The sequence below is a fragment of the Streptomyces sp. NBC_01268 genome, from assembly GCF_036240795.1.
Lineage (GTDB): Bacteria > Actinomycetota > Actinomycetes > Streptomycetales > Streptomycetaceae > Streptomyces.
In genome coordinates this window covers 4,762,761-4,778,480 of record NZ_CP108454.1, presented here as the reverse complement: position 1 = coordinate 4,778,480, position 15,720 = coordinate 4,762,761, and the positions used below count along the sequence as shown (strand labels likewise).

14 protein-coding genes are annotated in these 15,720 nt (G+C 73.1%); 5 read left to right on the top strand and 9 right to left on the bottom strand.

Features of this window, described 5'->3' with window-relative positions:
* Nucleotides 1-4: 4 nt before the first annotated feature.
* Nucleotides 5-589, top strand: coding sequence for a flavin reductase family protein (locus OG309_RS21400; RefSeq protein ID WP_329428469.1), 585 nt, complete (start codon nucleotides 5-7; stop codon nucleotides 587-589).
* Here OG309_RS21400 and OG309_RS21395 read toward each other — a convergent pair.
* Together OG309_RS21395 and OG309_RS21390 are read right to left on the bottom strand one after the other, a co-directional pair.
* Nucleotides 579-1,892 carry an MFS transporter gene (locus OG309_RS21395; protein ID WP_402544445.1) on the bottom strand — a complete coding sequence of 438 codons (1,314 nt, stop codon included), beginning with the start codon at nucleotides 1,890-1,892 and terminating at the stop codon, nucleotides 579-581. The genes OG309_RS21400 and OG309_RS21395 overlap by 11 nt on opposite strands.
* 88 nt (nucleotides 1,893-1,980) lie before the next feature.
* Nucleotides 1,981-3,273, bottom strand: a complete 1,293-nt coding sequence (locus OG309_RS21390) for an MFS transporter (protein WP_329423058.1) — start codon at nucleotides 3,271-3,273, stop codon at nucleotides 1,981-1,983.
* Nucleotides 3,274-3,333: 60 nt separating this feature from the next.
* On the opposite strand from OG309_RS21390, the gene OG309_RS21385 reads away from it, so the two are divergent.
* Nucleotides 3,334-4,320, top strand: a complete 987-nt coding sequence (locus OG309_RS21385; RefSeq protein WP_329423057.1) for a GlxA family transcriptional regulator — start codon at nucleotides 3,334-3,336, stop codon at nucleotides 4,318-4,320.
* Between the two features lie 65 nt (nucleotides 4,321-4,385).
* Here OG309_RS21385 and OG309_RS21380 read toward each other — a convergent pair whose 3' ends face one another.
* Both OG309_RS21380 and OG309_RS21375 read right to left on the bottom strand, forming a co-directional pair.
* Entirely contained in the window at nucleotides 4,386-5,435 is a 1,050-nt protein-coding gene (locus tag OG309_RS21380; protein ID WP_329423056.1) for a Zn-dependent alcohol dehydrogenase, read from the bottom strand.
* Nucleotides 5,432-6,364 (bottom strand): SDR family oxidoreductase, encoded by a 933-nt coding sequence (locus tag OG309_RS21375; RefSeq protein ID WP_329423055.1) that lies wholly within the window; start codon nucleotides 6,362-6,364, stop codon nucleotides 5,432-5,434. The genes OG309_RS21380 and OG309_RS21375 overlap by 4 nt, the downstream gene beginning before the upstream one ends.
* A gap of 100 nt (nucleotides 6,365-6,464) precedes the next feature.
* On the opposite strand from OG309_RS21375, the gene OG309_RS21370 reads away from it, so the two are divergent.
* Complete coding sequence (locus OG309_RS21370) at nucleotides 6,465-7,403, top strand: cyclase family protein (protein WP_329423054.1); 939 nt, start codon at nucleotides 6,465-6,467, stop codon at nucleotides 7,401-7,403.
* 225 nt (nucleotides 7,404-7,628) lie between these two features.
* Here the strand turns inward: OG309_RS21370 and OG309_RS21365 are convergent, their stop codons facing one another.
* The 4 genes from OG309_RS21365 to OG309_RS21350 all read right to left on the bottom strand — a co-directional run bounded on the left by OG309_RS21365 (nucleotide 7,629) and on the right by OG309_RS21350 (nucleotide 11,706).
* Entirely contained in the window at nucleotides 7,629-8,063 is a 435-nt protein-coding gene (locus OG309_RS21365; RefSeq protein ID WP_329423053.1) for an ATP-binding protein, read from the bottom strand.
* A 390-nt stretch (nucleotides 8,064-8,453) separates the two neighbouring features.
* Nucleotides 8,454-9,374: an acyl-CoA dehydrogenase family protein gene (locus tag OG309_RS21360; RefSeq protein WP_329423052.1), complete on the bottom strand. Its 921-nt coding sequence runs from the start codon at nucleotides 9,372-9,374 to the stop codon at nucleotides 8,454-8,456.
* An 8-nt stretch (nucleotides 9,375-9,382) separates the two neighbouring features.
* Nucleotides 9,383-10,516 (bottom strand): acyl-CoA dehydrogenase, encoded by a 1,134-nt coding sequence (locus tag OG309_RS21355; RefSeq protein ID WP_329423051.1) that lies wholly within the window; start codon nucleotides 10,514-10,516, stop codon nucleotides 9,383-9,385.
* The gene (locus OG309_RS21350) at nucleotides 10,516-11,706 is read right to left on the bottom strand and encodes an amidohydrolase family protein (protein WP_329423050.1); all 1,191 of its coding nucleotides are present in this window, start codon (nucleotides 11,704-11,706) and stop codon (nucleotides 10,516-10,518) included. The genes OG309_RS21355 and OG309_RS21350 overlap by 1 nt, the downstream gene beginning before the upstream one ends.
* Nucleotides 11,707-11,840: 134 nt before the next feature.
* Between OG309_RS21350 and OG309_RS21345 the strand changes: the two genes are divergently transcribed.
* Together OG309_RS21345 and OG309_RS21340 are read left to right on the top strand one after the other, a co-directional pair.
* The gene (locus tag OG309_RS21345) at nucleotides 11,841-13,340 is read left to right on the top strand and encodes a class I adenylate-forming enzyme family protein (protein ID WP_329423049.1); all 1,500 of its coding nucleotides are present in this window, start codon (nucleotides 11,841-11,843) and stop codon (nucleotides 13,338-13,340) included.
* Nucleotides 13,341-13,600: 260 nt separating this feature from the next.
* Nucleotides 13,601-15,247, top strand: a complete 1,647-nt coding sequence (locus tag OG309_RS21340) for an ABC-F family ATP-binding cassette domain-containing protein (RefSeq protein ID WP_329423048.1) — start codon at nucleotides 13,601-13,603, stop codon at nucleotides 15,245-15,247.
* Here OG309_RS21340 and OG309_RS21335 read toward each other — a convergent pair.
* The gene (locus OG309_RS21335) at nucleotides 15,244-15,633 is read right to left on the bottom strand and encodes an STAS domain-containing protein (protein ID WP_329423047.1); all 390 of its coding nucleotides are present in this window, start codon (nucleotides 15,631-15,633) and stop codon (nucleotides 15,244-15,246) included. The genes OG309_RS21340 and OG309_RS21335 overlap by 4 nt on opposite strands.
* Nucleotides 15,634-15,720 lie beyond the last annotated feature (87 nt).

The window sequence follows — 15,720 nt, the reverse complement described above, 5'->3', positions numbered from 1 at the left end:
TGGGATGGCGGCCACCGCCGTCCGATACCTCAGGTCGGCCGGTGCGCCCACGGCCGTGGAACCCCTGCCCCGCCCCGCGCTGCGCGCCGTGCGGGACGACGAACGCCTGTCGGTCGACCCCGCCGAGTTCCGGCGCGTGCTCGGGCACTTCGCGAGCGGGGTCACGATCGTGACGGCCCTGGACGCGGAAGGCCCGGCGGGCTTCGCCTGCCAGTCCTTCGCGTCGCTCTCCCTCGACCCGCCGCTGATCGCCTTCATGGTCGCCCGCACCTCGACGACCTGGCCCCGGATCGCCCGCGCGGGCCGCTTCTGCGTCAACATCCTCGGCGCCGACCAGGGCGAGCTGTGCCGGGCCTTCGCGGTGAGCGGCGCCGACAAGTTCGCCGGCGTCGACTGGACCCCCGCCCCGGCCACCGGCTCCCCGCGGCTGCCGGACGCCCCGGCCTGGCTCGACTGCACGATCACCACCGTGCACACGGGCGGCGACCACCTGATCGTGGTCGGCCGCGTCGAGTCCCTCGGCGCCACGGACGGCACGGCCGACCCGCTGCTGTTCCACCGGGGGCGGTTCGGGCGGTTCAGCGCGTAGCGACGGGCCGCCGGATGACGAGGGCCATCAGGGCCGCCGCCGCGCACAGGGCGCCGGAGGCGTACCAGACGACGTCGTAGGAGCCGAAGACGTCGCGGGCGACCCCGCCGGCGAAGGCGATGACGGCGGCACCCACCTGGTGGGAGGCGAGGACCCAGCCGAAGACGATGGCGCTGTCCTCGCCGTAGTGCTCGCGGCACAGGGCGATGGTCGGCGGGACCGTGGCGACCCAGTCGAGGCCGTAGAAGACGATGAAGAACAGCATCGGCGGGTGCACGGCCGGCGCCAGCAGCATCGGCAGGAAGAGCAGCGAGACGCCGCGCAGGGCGTAGTAGACGGCCAGGAGGCGGCGGGCCTCGAACCGGTCGGTGAACCAGCCCGAGGCGATCGTGCCGACCACGTCGAAGACGCCGATCACGGCGAGCAGTCCGGCCGCCGCGGTCACCGGCATGCCGTGGTCGTGGGCGGCGGGCACGAAGTGGGTCTTCACCAGGCCGTTGGTGGAGGCGCCGCAGATCGCGAAGGTGCCGGCCAGGAGCCAGAAGGGGCCGGTGCGGGCCGCCTTGAACAGGACGGTGAGCGCGCGGCGGGCCGCGCCCGTGACCGGGGCGGGCTTCGCGGCGTACTCCCCGCCGTACGGGGCCAGGCCCACGTCCGCCGGGTGGTCGCGCAGCAGCAGCCAGACGAAGGGCACCACCGCGAGCGCGGCCAGCGCGACCGTGACGGCGGCGGGGCGCCAGCCGTGGTGCTCGACCAGCCAGGACAGCAGCGGCAGGAAGACCAGCTGGCCCGAGGCGCCGGCCGCGGTCAGGATGCCGGTGACCAGGCCGCGGCGCGCGACGAACCAGCGGTTGGTGACCGTCGCGGCGAACGCCAGGGCCATGGAGCCGCTGCCGAGGCCGACGAGGACGCCCCAGAACAGGACCAGCTGCCAGGCCGCCGTCATCCACACGGTGAGGACCGAGCCGGCCGCGATGACCGTCAGGGCGACCGCGACGACCTTCCGGATGCCGAAGCGGTCCATCAGCGCCGCCGCGAACGGCGCCGTCAGGCCGTACAGCGCGAGGTTCACGGAGACCGCGAAGCCGATCGTGCCGCGCGACCACCGGAACTCGCCGTGCAGCGGCTCGATGAGCAGACCGGGCAGCGACGCGAAGGCCGCCGCCCCGATGATCGTGACGAAGGTGACGGCCGCGACGAACCAGGCGCGGTGCACGCGGGGGGCGGGAGCGGGGCGGGGGGCGGGGGACGCTGCGGGCTCGGGGGACTCTGCGGTCTCGGCCGTCTCGATTGACTGGGTCACGTCATACAGGATCCGGCCACCGGGGCCCCGCCACCATTGGCCCGAAGGACGTGTTTCCAACGGATCGGGCCAAGCGCCGGGGCGCGGGCTACAGCCTCGGCAGCGTCCTGATCGGGCGCACCAGCAGCAGCGCCGTCACCACCAGCACCGCGATCCCCGCGCCGGCCAGCAGCACCTGTTCCGCGCCGACCACCGCCGCCACCGGGCCCGACAGCGTCCGGCCGACGCCCATCATCAGCAGCGACCCGGCCACGTCGTACGCGTGCATCCGGTTCAGCGCGTCCTGCGGGACGTGCGTCTGGACCGCCGTCGACCACATCACCAGCCAGAAGGCGAAGGCCGCGCCGCCGACGAACTGGCCCGCGTACAGCAGCGGCACGGCCGCGCCGGTGCCGAGCAGCAGCAGGTTCACCGGGAGGCCGAGCAGCGCGACCGCGCCGGCGGCCAGCGGGCGGACCGGGCGGAGCCGGAGGGCGAGCAGGCCGCCGACGGCGCTGCCCGCGCCGTTGACGGCCATCAGCACGCCGTACGTCGCCGAGCCGTGCTGCTCGGTCACCAGGCTCGCGGTGAGCGGCACCATCGGGCCCGCGACGGTCAGCCCGTACACCGTCCAGATGGCGATGACCCCCCACAGCCAGCTGCGGGCGCGGAACTCGCGCCAGCCGAGCGCGAGTTCGGAGGCCATCGAGCCGCGCCGGATCCCGTCGGAGGGGACCGGCGCGATCCGCATCAGGGTGAAGCAGACGGCACTGACCGCGAAGGCCGCGCCGTTGACGGCGAAGGCCGCACCGGCGTTCCACAGGGCGACGAGCAGACCGGCGGCGGCCGGGCCCGCCATGGTCATCAGCGCCTCCACGACCCGGAGCACCGCGTTGGCCCGCTGCACGTCGGGGGCGATGCGGGGGATCGTGGACGCGACGCCCGGCTGGAACAGGGCGGCACCGACGCCGCTGACGGCGGACAGCGCGTACACGGCCCACAGCGGCGGGCTGCCGAGCGCGAAGGTGACCCCGAGGAGCACGGCGCCGGGCAGCCGCAGGAGGTCGGCGACGATCATCATGCGCCGCGCGGTGAAACGGTCCGCGAGGACGCCGCCGAAGAGCACGAAGACGGCGAAGGACGCGGTCCACAGACCGAGCGCGTAGCCGACGGTGGAGCCGGAGTGACCTGCGCCGATGAGTCCGGCGGCGAAGGCGACCGGGACCATGCCCTCGCCGAACACGGCGACCGCGCGGGCGACGAAGAAGAGGCGGAAGTTACGGTTCCAGAGAGCGGGGGGCTCGGTGGGGGCGGGGAGGCCCCCGGCGGGTGCGGGCGGCTCTACGGGTACGGGAATCCGTCCGTCGGCCTCAGACTTGTGCGTGTTGTCCGTCACGAGCACACAGACGTACCAGTGGACTGGTCTGGACCACCACTGTATTTCGGAGGAAGAGAGCGAGCCTTGAACAGCAAGCGTCCGCACCGGGTCGCCGTCCTCGCCCTGCCCGGACTGCTCCCCTTCGAACTGGGCATCCCGCACCGGATCTTCGGCCGCGCCAAGGACCCCGGGGGACGGCCGCTGTACGAGATCGTCACCTGCGCGACGGCCGCCGGACCGGTCCGGACCGACGCCGACTTCGCGGTGCACGTCGAGCACGGCCCCGAGATCCTCGGCACCGCCGACACGGTCGTCGTCCCCGCCTCGTACGAGCTCGGCCCGGTCTACGACGAGGGCCGCCTGCCCCCCGAGCTCGCGGCGGCGCTCGCGCACGTCCGGCCCGGCACCCGGCTCGTCGCGATCTGCACCGGCGGGTACGTGCTGGCCGCCGCCGGCTACCTCGACGGGCGCCCGGCCACCACCCACTGGGCCTCCGCCGAGCACTTCCAGCGCCTGTTCCCCCGGGTGCGGGTCGACGCGGACGTCCTCTTCGTGGACGACGGCGACGTGCTGACCTCGGCCGGCGTCGCCGCCGGGATCGACCTGTGCCTGCACATCGTGCGCCGCGACCACGGCGCGGGCGTCGCCAACGACGTGGCCCGGCGCACGGTCGTGCCCCCGCACCGGGACGGCGGGCAGGCCCAGTACATCGCGCGGCCGGTGCCGGAGACCGGGACCTCGACCACCACCACGGCCCGCGCCTGGGCCCTCGCCCACCTCCACGAGCCGATCCAGCTGCGGGACCTGGCGGTCCGGGAGTCCATGAGCGTGCGGACCTTCACCCGCCGCTTCCGCGAGGAGGCCGGCGTGAGCCCCGGCCAGTGGCTCACCCAGCAGCGCGTCGAACGCGCCCGCCACCTCCTGGAATCCACCGACCTCCCGATCGACCAGATCGCCCACGCCTCGGGCTTCGGCACGGCCCAGTCGCTCCGGGTGCACCTCCAGTCGGCGATCGGCGTGACCCCCACGGCCTACCGGCGCACCTTCCGGGCGGCCGGCGCGGTGGGCTGACCGGCCGGCGGGCCGGGGCCCGCGCCGGAAGGCCGCGCCCGACGGTCAGGGGCCACGCCCCGCGGTCAGAAGGTCAGCACCCCCCGCGCCACCTTCCCCTGCTCCGCGTCCTCCACCGCCCGCGCGAAGTCCTCCACCGGGTACGTCGCCGTGACGAGCTCGTCGAGGAGGAGACGGCCGGAGAGGTAGAGGTCGGCGTAGAGGGCGATGTCCTTCTGGGGGCGGGAGGAGCCGTAGCGGCATCCCAGGATCGACTTGTCCAGGAACATCGCGGCCGGCAGGAAGGTCGCCTCGGACTTCGGGGCGGTCATGCCGAGCAGGACGGCCTGGCCGTGCCGGTCGAGCAGGTCGATCGCCGTGCGGACGAGTCCGGTGTGGCCCACGCACTCGAAGACGTGGTCCGCGCCGGTGGGCAGGATCTCCCGAACCGCGTCGGCCGAGGTGAGGAAGTGGGTCGCGCCGAAGTCGAGGGCCACCGGCTCCTTGGCCGGGTTGGTGTCGACCGCGACGATCGTCGTGGCGCCCGCGATCCGGGCGCCCTGGAGGACGTTGAGGCCGATGCCGCCGGTGCCGATGACGACGACGGTCTCGCCGCGGTCGACCCTGGCCCGGTTGAGGACGGCGCCGACGCCGGTGAGGACGCCACAGCCCATCAGGGCGGCGGAGGTCAGCGGGATCCCGGTGGGGATCCTCACGGCCTGGACGGCCTTCACGACGGTCTTCTCCGCGAAGGAGGAGTTCGACGCGAACTGGAACAGCGGCTGCCCGCCGCGGGAGAACGGCTGCCCGGGCATCCCGATGGCCTTGCGGCACATCGTCGGGCGCCCCCGGTCGCAGTCGGCGCACGCCCCGCAGTTGGCGAGGGTGGACAGGGCCACGTGGTCGCCGGGCACGACATGGGTGACGCCGGGGCCGACCGCCTCGACGATCCCGGCGCCCTCGTGGCCGAGGACGACCGGGGCGGGGAAGGGGATGGTGCCGTCGACGACCGACAGGTCGCTGTGGCACAGCCCGGCCGCCGCGATGCCGACCAGCACCTCGCCGGGCCCGGGGTCGCGGACCTCCAGGTCGTCGACGACCCGGACCTGCTTCCCGTCGAAGACGACACCCCTCATGACCCGTTCTCCTTAAGTGAGTTGGGGCGGTCCCCGGCGGCCGCGGCGCGCGCCATCTCCTCCAGTTGCTGGAGCATCGGCATCGGATCGGTGCCGACGGTGCCCGGGAGGAAGTCGGCGATCCGGTCCGGGGTCCAGGCGCCACCCTCCGCGTAGCCGGCGCGCAGCTCGCGGGGCTGGGCCCAGACGGCGATCTTGGGGCCGGCGATCGTGTAGACCTGGCCGGTGATCTTCTCGGCCCTGGCCCGGTCGGAGAGCAGGTAGACGACGAGCGCGGCCACGTCCTCCGGCTCGCCGATCTCCTTGAGCTCCATCGGCACGTTGGCCGACATCCGGGTGCGCGCCACCGGCGCGACGGCGTTGGCCGTGACGCCGTACTTGTGGAGGCCGAGCGCCGCCGAGCGGACCAGCGAGATGATGCCGCCCTTGGCCGCCGAGTAGTTGGCCTGGGCGACGGAGCCCTGGTGGTTGCCGCTGGTGAAGCCGACGAGGGTGCCGCTCCCCTGGCGGCGCATGACCGCGGAGGCGGCCCGGAAGACGGTGAAGGTGCCCTTGAGGTGGGTGGCGACGACGGGGTCCCACTCCTCCTCGGACATGTTGAAGAGCATCCGCTCGCGCAGGATGCCGGCCACGCACACGACGCCGTCGATGCGCCCGTACTCGGCGAGCGCCACATCGACGATCCGCTGCCCGCCCGCCATCGTCGAGATGTCGTCGGCGACGGCGACGGCCGCCCCGCCGACCGCCTCGATCTCCTTGACGACGGACTCGGCGACCTCGCTGGTCGGCTCGCCGCCCTCGATGGAGACCCCGTAGTCGTTGACGACGACCTTCGCGCCCTCCGCCGCGCAGGCGAGGGCGACCGCGCGGCCGATCCCCCTCCCCGCGCCTGTCACGGCGACGACCTTCCCTGCCAAGAAGTTCCCCACGCCCGGCCCCTTCCCGCGGTTTCTGACGGTCCGTTAGATTCTTTCGTCGTCAGGATTCTACGGCCCGTCAGATACCGGAAAACAAGACCCCGGAGGCCCGATGTCTTCGCCCAGTGCTCTTCCGCCGGAATTCCACGAGATCGCCAAGCGCGTCAACAACTGGGGCCGTTGGGGCCGGGACGACGAGATCGGCACCCTCAACCTGATCACCGACGAGGTGGTCCGCGAGGCCGCCGCCACCGTCCGCACCGGCCGCCGCGTGCCCCTGGCCGTCGCCCTCGAACAGGACGGGGTGCAGACCGGCATGATCCCCGGCCGGGTCAACCCGCTGCACGTCATGGTCCAGGTCAACCAGGAGCTCTTCGGCCCCGGCACCGTCGCCACCAGCGACGACGCCGTGACCCTCGGCCTCCAGGCCGGCACCCACTGGGACGCGCTCACCCACGTCTCGCACTCGGGCCGGATCTACAACGGGCGGCCCGCCGGCACCATCACCCCGCACGGGCGCTCCCAGTTCAGCGGCATCCACACCGCCCGGCACCTGGTGAGCCGCGGGGTGCTGCTCGACGTGGCCGCCGCCAAGGGCGTGGACCGGCTGCCCGGCGACCACGCGGTCACGCCCGAAGACCTCGACGAGGCGGCGGAGTTCGGCGGGGTCACCGTACGCGCGGGTGACATCGTGCTCGTACGGACCGGGCAGATCCAGGTCTACCTGGCCGGGGACCGGCACGGGTACGCGTTCCCTTCACCGGGGCTGTCCGTGCGCACGCCCGAGTGGTTCCACGCCCGGGACGTGGCGGCGGTCGCCAACGACACGCTCACCTTCGAGATCTTCCCGCCGGAGATCGAGAACCTGTGGCTGCCCGTGCACGCCCTCGACCTGGTCGAGATGGGCATGCTCCAGGGGCAGAACTGGAACCTGGAGGAACTGTCCACAGCCTGTGCACAAGAGCGGCGGTACGCGTTCCTGCTCTCGGCGATGCCCGAGCCGTTCGTGGGCGGCACCGGCACACCCGTGGCACCGGTGGCCGTCCTCTGAACCGGACCCCCTGAACCGGGCCCCCTGAACCGGGGCGCCCGATCCGGGCCCGGTGGCCCGGGCCCGCGCGGGAGGGTGTGGGTGGCGGCGCACTCGCGCGCGCCCCGAGCACGGCACGAACGCCGCCACCCGTCACGACCCGCGCTCGTCGAGGGGCGGGACGCCCCTCGACTCCCCTCGCCGTACGAATCGCTCACCCAAGGGTGATCAATTCGCCACGAACCGTCAACAGTGCACCCGGGCGGGTGAGCCCTGCGCGACGGGACCCGCGCCCGGGGCCCGGTCCACCTCGCACCAGATGCTCTTGCCCGCACCCTCGCGCTGCCAGCCCCACCGGTCGGCGAGCCCGTCGACCAGCTCCAGGCCACGCCCGTTGGTGTCCTCGCCCTCCGCGTGCCGGGGCTTCGGCGGGCGTTCGCTCGTGTCGGCGACCTCGACCCGCACCCCGCCCCTGCCGAACAGCATCCGCAGCACGGCCGGGCAGCCCGTGTGGACCACGGCGTTGGTGACCAGCTCGGAGATGAGCAGCACCAGCGTGTCCGCCAGCGGCTCGTCGTCCCCTATCCCCGATCCCGCCAGCCGCGACCGCGCCCATCGCCGGGCTCGTCCCACCTCGGCCGGATCGGCTCCGACCTCCAACTGAACCTGAAGCACCTGCACCGTTCACACCATCCGAACCGGCGGACACATCGCCTCGCGCCTCACAGCCATCAGCGTCCTTACAGAACGTGATTCCCTTGCGAGACAGCATGGTTGACGTACAGTCACCGCAACAAGCGCTTCGGGCATATTCCAGCGCGAAGGAGTACGCATGGTCCATACTGTGCGACGCACGCTGCGGGGAGTCGAACAGGGGCGCGCACAGCGCCTCCGCGGGGCGCGAGCGGCGCGCATTCCCGGGCCCGGAGCCACCGCATCGGCGGCACCGGTGCGATCCGGGCCCACAAGCACTCGCATCCCACGGAGCGTACCGGAGCCGGGGGCCGACTCCGGGCCGTGACGGCCGCGCCGAAGGACACAACACGGTATCGACGCTGTGTGACCTCCCCGCTACAGCGAGGCCGCCACCAGCTCCTCCGCCGCCGCCCCCGCGAGTCCGCGCTCGGCCCGCACCCAGGCGCGCTTGAGGTGCAGGTGCACGTCGGCCTCCCAGGTGAAGCCCATGCCGCCGTACACCTGGAGGCAGTCCCGGGCGCACGCGGTCGCGGCCTCGTCGGCCAGCAGCCGGGCCCCGGCGATCTCGACGGGGTCGGCGGTCACGGCGGCGGCGTAGACGGCGACACGGGCGACCTCCGTTCGTACGAGCATCTGCGCGCACAGGTGCTTGACGGCCTGGAAGCCGCCGATCGGCTGCCCGAACTGCTCCCGGGTGCGGGCGTGGGCGACGGCCAGCTCGGTGGTACGGGCGGCGGAGCCGAGCTGCTCGGCGGCGGTGAGCAGGGAGGCTTCGCGGGACGCCGGATCCGTCTCCGCCGTCTCCGCCGTCTCCGCCGTCCCCGTGGTGCCCCCGCTGACGGGCGCCCGGTGCAGGGGCGTCAACGGATCGACGCTCCGCACCGGCACGACGCCCTCGGCGCGGCCGAGCACCACGTCGGCGGCTTCCAGCCATTCGACGAGCCCGCTCGGATCGACCGCGGTGACCACCACGGCCCCCTCCGCCGCCCCCGGCACCTCCCCCGCCGCCAGATGCGTCGCGATCAGCGGCCCCGGCAGCAGCGCCCGACCCGCCTCCTCGAAGAGGAGCACCGCATCCGGGAGGCCGAGGCCGACGCCGCCGGCCGCCTCGGGGAGCCGGAGCGCGAAGAAGCCGGCCGCGCCGAGCTCGCGCCACAGCTCCCGGTCGAGCGCCGCCCCGGCCGGGCCCGCGCCGTCGACCGCCGCCCGCAGCGCGTCCCGGCCGAAGCGGCGGTCGAGGAGCTCCCGTACGCCTCGCTTGAGCGCCCGCTGGTCCTCGGTGAGTCGGAAGTCCATGGACGGCTTCACCGGCCCTTCGGGAGGCCGAGGATGCGCTCGGCGACGATGTTCTGCTGGATCTGCGAGGTGCCGGCGGCGATGGTGTACGAGAGCGAGGACAGCCGGTCCTGGTTCCACTCGCGGGCCAGGTCGAGCGCCTCGGGCCCGAGGACGGCGGCGGCCGTGTCGTACAGCTCCTGGCGGGCGTGCGAGTAGCGCAGCTTGAAGACGGAGCCGCCGGTGCCGGGGACGCCGCCGCTCGCCTGGGCCTCGCTGACGTTCCACTGGGTGAGCCGCCACAGCGCCTGGAACTCGGCGCCGAGGCGGCCGAGGCGGCGGCGCAGGACGGGGTCGTCCCAGGTGCCGTTCTTCCGGGCGGTGCGGGCGAGTTCGCCGAGGACGCGACGGCAGGCGACGACCTCGCCGACGAAGGCGGTGCCGCGTTCGAAGGAGAGGGTGACCATGGTGACCCGCCAGCCGTCGTTCTCCTCGCCCACCCGGTTGCCGACCGGCACCCGCACCTCGTCGAGGAACATCTCGGCGAACTCGGTGGAGCCGGCGAGGGTGCGCAGCGGCCGGACGGTGATCCCGGGGGCGTCCATGGGCATGGCGAGCCAGGTGATGCCCCGGTGCTTGGGGGCGTCCGGGTCGGTGCGGACGAGGAGTTCGCACCAGTCGGCGGCCTCGGCGTGGGAGGTCCAGATCTTCTGGCCGGTGACGACGTACGCGTCGCCGTCGCGGACCGCCCGGGTGCGCAGGGCGGCGAGGTCGGAGCCGGCCTCGGGTTCGCTGAAGCCCTGGCACCAGACCTCGTCGCCGCGCAGGACGGGTTCCAGCCAGCGGTCGCGCTGTTCGGGCGTGCCCTCGGCGGCGATGGTGGGCCCGGCGTGGAGGAGGCCCACGAAGTTGGCGCCGACGTAGGGGGCGCCGGCGCGTTCGGTCTCCTCCAGGAAGATCAGGCGCTGGGTCGGGGAGGCGTCCCAGTGGACGTGCCCGTACCCGGCGTCGTAGAGGCGCCGCTGCCAGCCGCAGTCGTAGGCGCGCCGGGCGGGCCAGTCGAGCGGGTCGGGCTTGGGCGGCAGGCCGGGCAGTTCGGCGGCGAGCCACTCCCGCAGCCGGGCCCGGAACTCCTCCTCCTCGTCGGTGCAGGCGAGCTCCATCAGACGATTCCGAGGCCGAGCATGCGGATGGCGTTGCCGCGCATGAGTTTGTAGACGGTCTCGTCGTCGAGGCCCTTGACGTGGTCGAGGGCGACGTCCTTGGTGTGCGGGAACGTGGAGTCGACGTGCGGGTAGTCGGTCTCGAAGGTGGCGTTGTCGCGGCCGACGACGTCGAGCGAGGCGATGCCGTGCTTGTCGCGGAAGAAGCAGCAGAAGATCTGCCGGTAGTAGTACGTGGAGGGGGGTTCGGGGATCAGGTCGCGGACCCCGCCCCAGGCGCGGTGCTCCTCCCACACGTCGTCGGCGCGCTCCAGGGCGTACGGGATCCAGCCCATCTGGCCCTCGCTGTAGGCCAGCTTGAGGCGGGGGAACCTCACCAGGACGCCGGAGAAGAGGAAGTCCATCATCGACGCCATCGCGTTGTTGAAGGAGAGGGACGCCTGGACGGCGGGCGGGGCGTCCGGGGAGGCGGCCGGCATCTGCGAACTGGATCCGATGTGCATGTTCACGACGGTGCCGGTCTCCTGGCAGACGGCGAAGAACGGATCCCAGTAGCCGGAGTGGATGGACGGCAGTCCGAGGTGGGTGGGGATCTCGGAGAAGGTGACGGCCTTGACCCCGCGGGCCGCGTTGCGCCGGATCTCGGCGACGGCGAGGTCGATGTCCCAGAGCGGGATGATGCACAGCGGGATCAGCCGGCCGCCGCTGTCGCCGCACCACTCCTCGACCATCCAGTCGTTGTAGGCGCGGACGCAGGCGAGGGCGACCTCCTTGTCGTGCGCCTCGGCGAAGGTCTGCCCGCAGAAGCGCGGGAAGGTGGGGAAGCAGAGGGAGGCCTCGACGTGGTTGAGGTCCATGTCGGCGAGGCGCGCCTTGGGGTCCCAGCAGCCGCGGCGCATCTCCGCGCGGGTGATGCCCTCCAGGGTCATGTCGTCGCGGTCGAAGCCGACGGCGGCGATGTTGCGCTTGTACGGGAACTTGAGGTCCTCGTAGATCCACCAGTCGGTCGGCGGACCGTCGGGGTCCATCGTGATCTGGTACTTCCCGCCGACGTAGGCGAGCTCGCCGATCCCGGCGGTGAGGGCCTTGGGCCCGCGGTCGCGGTACTTGGCCGGCAGCCAGGTCTCGAAGAGGTGGGCCGGCTCGATCACGTGGTCGTCGACGCTGATGATGCGGGGCAGTTCCGTCATGGAGCCCTCTCCCATTTCTGATGACCCGTCAGATCCGATGGAGTCAGGCTAGCCCCGCACCCCTGGACCGACAAGCGCCGGACCTCTACGCTCACCGCACCATCTGACGGAACGTCAGCCATGAGGAGTACGGGATGAACGAGACCGCACACGCCCTGGGCGAGTCCCGCACGCTCTGGGAGCTCGTCGAACGCCGCGCCGGACTGACCCCCGACCGGCCCGTCCTGCTCCAGGGCGACCGCACCCTGACCTTCGGGGAGCTGCGCGACCGCGCCGAGCGCTGCGCGGCCGGACTGTACGGGGAGGGGGTGCGCCCCGGGACCGTCGTCGCCTGGCAGCTGCCGACCCGGATCGAGACGGCCGTGCTCTCGTTCGCACTGGCCCGCCTCGGCGCCGTGCAGACCCCGGTGATCCCCTTCTACCGGGACAAGGAGGTCGGCTTCGCGCTGCGTGAGTCCGGCGCCGAGTTCTTCGCCGTCCCCGGGGTCTGGCGCGGATTCGACCACACCGGGATGGCCCGGCGGCTCGGCGCGCGCGGCATCCTCGAAACGTACGACGACCTGCCCGACGGCGACCCGGCCGTGCTCCCGCCGCCGCCCGCCTCGGGCACCGACGTCCGCTGGATCTACTGGACCTCCGGCACCACCTCCGACCCGAAGGGCGTCCTGCACACCGACCGCTCCCTCCTGGCCGGCGGCTCCTGCCTGGCCCACGCCCTGCACCTCAGCGACGCCGACGTGGGCTCGATGGCCTTCCCGTACGCGCACATCGCGGGCCCCGACTACACGGTGATGCTGCTGCTGTACGGGTTCCCGGCGGTCATGTTCGAACAGTTCGCGCTGCCGGAGGCCCTGGAGGAGTACCGCAAGCACGGCGTGACGGTCGCGGGCGGGTCCACCGCCTTCTACTCGATGTTCCTCACCGAGCAGCGCAAGCAGCCGGGCGACCCGGTCATCCCCACCCTGCGCCTCCTCGCCGGCGGCGGCGCCCCGAAGCCACCGGAGGTCTACCACGCGGTCGTGCGCGAGATGGGCTGCCAGCTCACCCACGGCTACGGCATGACGGAGGTCCCCATGATCACCATGGGCGACCCCGGCGACACCCCCGAGAACCTGGCCACCACCGAGGGCCGCCCGCCCGCCGGCATGGAGATACGCGTCACCGCCGACGGCGAGGTCCGGCTGCGCGGCGAGGCCGTCTGCCGCGGCTACCTGGACCCGGCCCAGACCGCCGCCGCCTTCGACGAGGACGGCTTCCTCATCACCGGGGACGTCGGCCACCTCACCGAGAGCGGCCACCTCGTCCTCACCGGCCGCGTCAAGGACATCATCATCCGCAAGGGCGAGAACATCTCGGCCAAGGAGATCGAGGACCTCCTGCACGAGCACCCCGGCGTCGGCGACGCCGCCGTCATCGGCCTGCCGGACGCCGAGCGCGGCGAACGCGTCTGCGCCGTGATCGAACAGCCCGAGGGCGCGGTGCCGCTGACCCTGGACACGGTCACGGCCTTCCTCCGCGCGGCCGGCCTCTCGGTCTTCAAGCTGCCCGAACAACTGGAGCTGGTCGACGCCCTCCCCAGGAACGAGACCCTCCGCAAGGTCCTCAAGTACAAGCTGCGCGAGCGGTACGCCTGAGCGGCCGCCCCCTCCGGCAGGACGTAAATCCCTGCCGGAGGAAAGCGGTCCTGTTAGCCTGGAGCGGACGTTGATCGTGCAACGAGGAGAGCGGCGGACATGGCGGGTGACGACGACATCTCCGGGTGAGACCCGGATGTGAGCAGGCCACCGGAGGGCGCGCCGAGGCGCCGCCCCGTGGTCCCGCAGTCGTCCCCTTCCTCCGCTTCCGCCAGGGCAGTGGATCCGTCCTGCCCTCCTGCACGTACGAGGTCACCTCCATGTCTTCTCCCGCCGTCGTCGGCTCCCACCTCTCCTTCTCCTGGCCGGACGACACCCCGGTCTTCGCGGACCTGTCCTTCGCCGTGGGCGCCGGCCGTACGGGCCTGGTGGCCCCCAACGGCTCCGGCAAGAGCACCCTGCTCAAGCTGATCGCCGGCGTCCTGCGGCCCCGCGCGGGCACGGTGACCGTGGACGGCGCCCTCGGCTACCTCCCGCAGAGCCTGCCGCTGACCGGTGACCTCACCGTGGCCGAGGTGCTCGGCGTCGACGCGGTGATCCGGGCCATCGACGCCGTCGAGTCGGGCGACGTGGCCGAGGAGCACTTCACGGCCATCGGCGACGACTGGGACATCGAGGAGCGCACCCGCGCCCAGCTCGACCGCCTCGGCCTCGGCGACCTCGCCCTCGACCGGCGCCTCGGCACGCTCAGCGGCGGTCAGGCCGTCTCCCTCGGGCTCGCCGGGCAGCTCCTGAAGCGGCCCGACGTGCTCCTGCTCGACGAGCCCACCAACAACCTCGACCTGACCGCCCGGCACCGCCTGTACGACGTCCTCACGGACTTCCACGGCTGCCTGTTGCTCGTCAGCCACGACCGCGCCCTGCTCGACCGGATGGAGCGGATCGCCGAACTCGACCGCGGGGAACTGCGCCTGTACGGCGGCGACTTCACCGCCTACGAGGAGGCCGTGCGGGCCGAGCGGGAGGTCGCGGAGAAGAACGTGCGCAGCGCCGAGCAGGAGCTGAAGCGGGAGAAGCGGGAGATGCAGCAGGCCCGCGAACGCGCGGAGCGCCGGCAGAGCAACGCCGCCCGCAACCTGAAGAACGCCGGTCTGCCCCGCATCTTCGCCGGGAACATGAAGCGCGGCGCGCAGGAGTCGGCGGGCCGTGCCGGGCAGACCCACGCCACCCGGGTCGGCGACGCCCAGGCCCGCCTCGACGAGGCGGGGCGCGCCGTGCGGGACGAGCAGCGCCTCACGCTCGACCTGCCCGACACCGACGTCCCCGCCGGCCGCACCCTGTTCGTCGGCGAGGGGCTCCAGGCCCGGCTCGGCGACCGGCCCGTCTTCGCCCCGCCCGGGGTCGACCTCACCGTCCGGGGTCCCGAACGCATCGCGCTCACCGGCCCGAACGGAGCGGGCAAGAGCACCCTGCTGCGCCTGGTCGGCGGCGGCCTCGCCCCCGACGGCGGCGCGCTCAAGCGGGCCGACGGGCGGATCGCCTCCCTCTCCCAGCGCCTGGACCTGCTGGACCCGGAGCGCAGCGTCGCCGAGAACTTCGCCGACTTCGCGCCCCACCGCCCGGAGGCCGAGCGGATGAACCTGCTCGCCCGCTTCCTCTTCCGCGGCGCCGGCGCCCACCTGCCCGTGGCCGACCTGTCCGGCGGCGAACGCCTGCGCGCCACCCTGGCCTGCGTCCTGTACGCCGAACCGGCCCCGCACCTCCTGCTCCTCGACGAGCCGACCAACAACCTCGACCTCGTCAGCACGGGCCAGCTGGAGAGCGCCCTGAACGCCTACCGCGGCGCCTTCGTCGTGATCAGCCACGACGAGCGGTTCCTGCGGGAGATCGGGGTGGAACGGTGGCTGCGGCTGGCCGACGGGACGCTCACGGAGACCGGGGCGCCGGTCCTGCGGGACCGGCCCTAGGAAGCCTGGGCCACGGGCCGGAGGGGCGTGGCCGTCTCGTCGAGGGCCGCGGGCAGGTCCGCGTACACCTCGAAGAGGCGGCGCACCCCCAGGGCGGCGAGCACGCGGTTGACGTGGGCGCCGTCCTCGGCGCCGCGCGCGGGCAGGATCAGCCGGAGGCGCCCGCCGCAGGAGCGCATCAGACGCCGGGCGGCGACCAGCACCCCGACGCCGCTGGAGTCGCAGAAGCGGACCGCGGACAGGTCGAGGACCACGTCGTGCCGGCCGCCCGCCACGGCGTCGTGGACGCGTCTGCGGATCAGCGGGGAGGTGACCAGGTCCAGTTCGCCGCTGATCCGCAGCACGGTCCATGGGTTCTGCTCGTCCTCGTCGACCCGGATCGTCACGAGCGGCGCCTTTCAAACGGAGGCAGTGCTTCCTGTGCCCTCCCGCTGCCCCGTCGGGACGCCGCGAAACCCCCGGCGGCGAGGTTG

Bases quoted from the DNA above. Each gene is read 5' to 3' on its own strand.
- OG309_RS21340 (WP_329423048.1), top strand. From the start codon at position 13,601: ATGTCTTCTCCCGCCGTCGTCGGCTCCCACCTCTCCTTCTCCTGGCCG.
- OG309_RS21400 (WP_329428469.1), top strand. From the start codon at position 5: ATGGCGGCCACCGCCGTCCGATACCTCAGGTCGGCCGGTGCGCCCACG.
- OG309_RS21345 (WP_329423049.1), top strand. From the start codon at position 11,841: ATGAACGAGACCGCACACGCCCTGGGCGAGTCCCGCACGCTCTGGGAG.
- OG309_RS21370 (WP_329423054.1), top strand. From the start codon at position 6,465: ATGTCTTCGCCCAGTGCTCTTCCGCCGGAATTCCACGAGATCGCCAAG.
- OG309_RS21355 (WP_329423051.1), bottom strand. From the start codon at position 10,516: ATGGAGCTCGCCTGCACCGACGAGGAGGAGGAGTTCCGGGCCCGGCTG.
- OG309_RS21350 (WP_329423050.1), bottom strand. From the start codon at position 11,706: ATGACGGAACTGCCCCGCATCATCAGCGTCGACGACCACGTGATCGAG.
- OG309_RS21380 (WP_329423056.1), bottom strand. From the start codon at position 5,435: ATGAGGGGTGTCGTCTTCGACGGGAAGCAGGTCCGGGTCGTCGACGAC.
- OG309_RS21360 (WP_329423052.1), bottom strand. From the start codon at position 9,374: ATGGACTTCCGACTCACCGAGGACCAGCGGGCGCTCAAGCGAGGCGTA.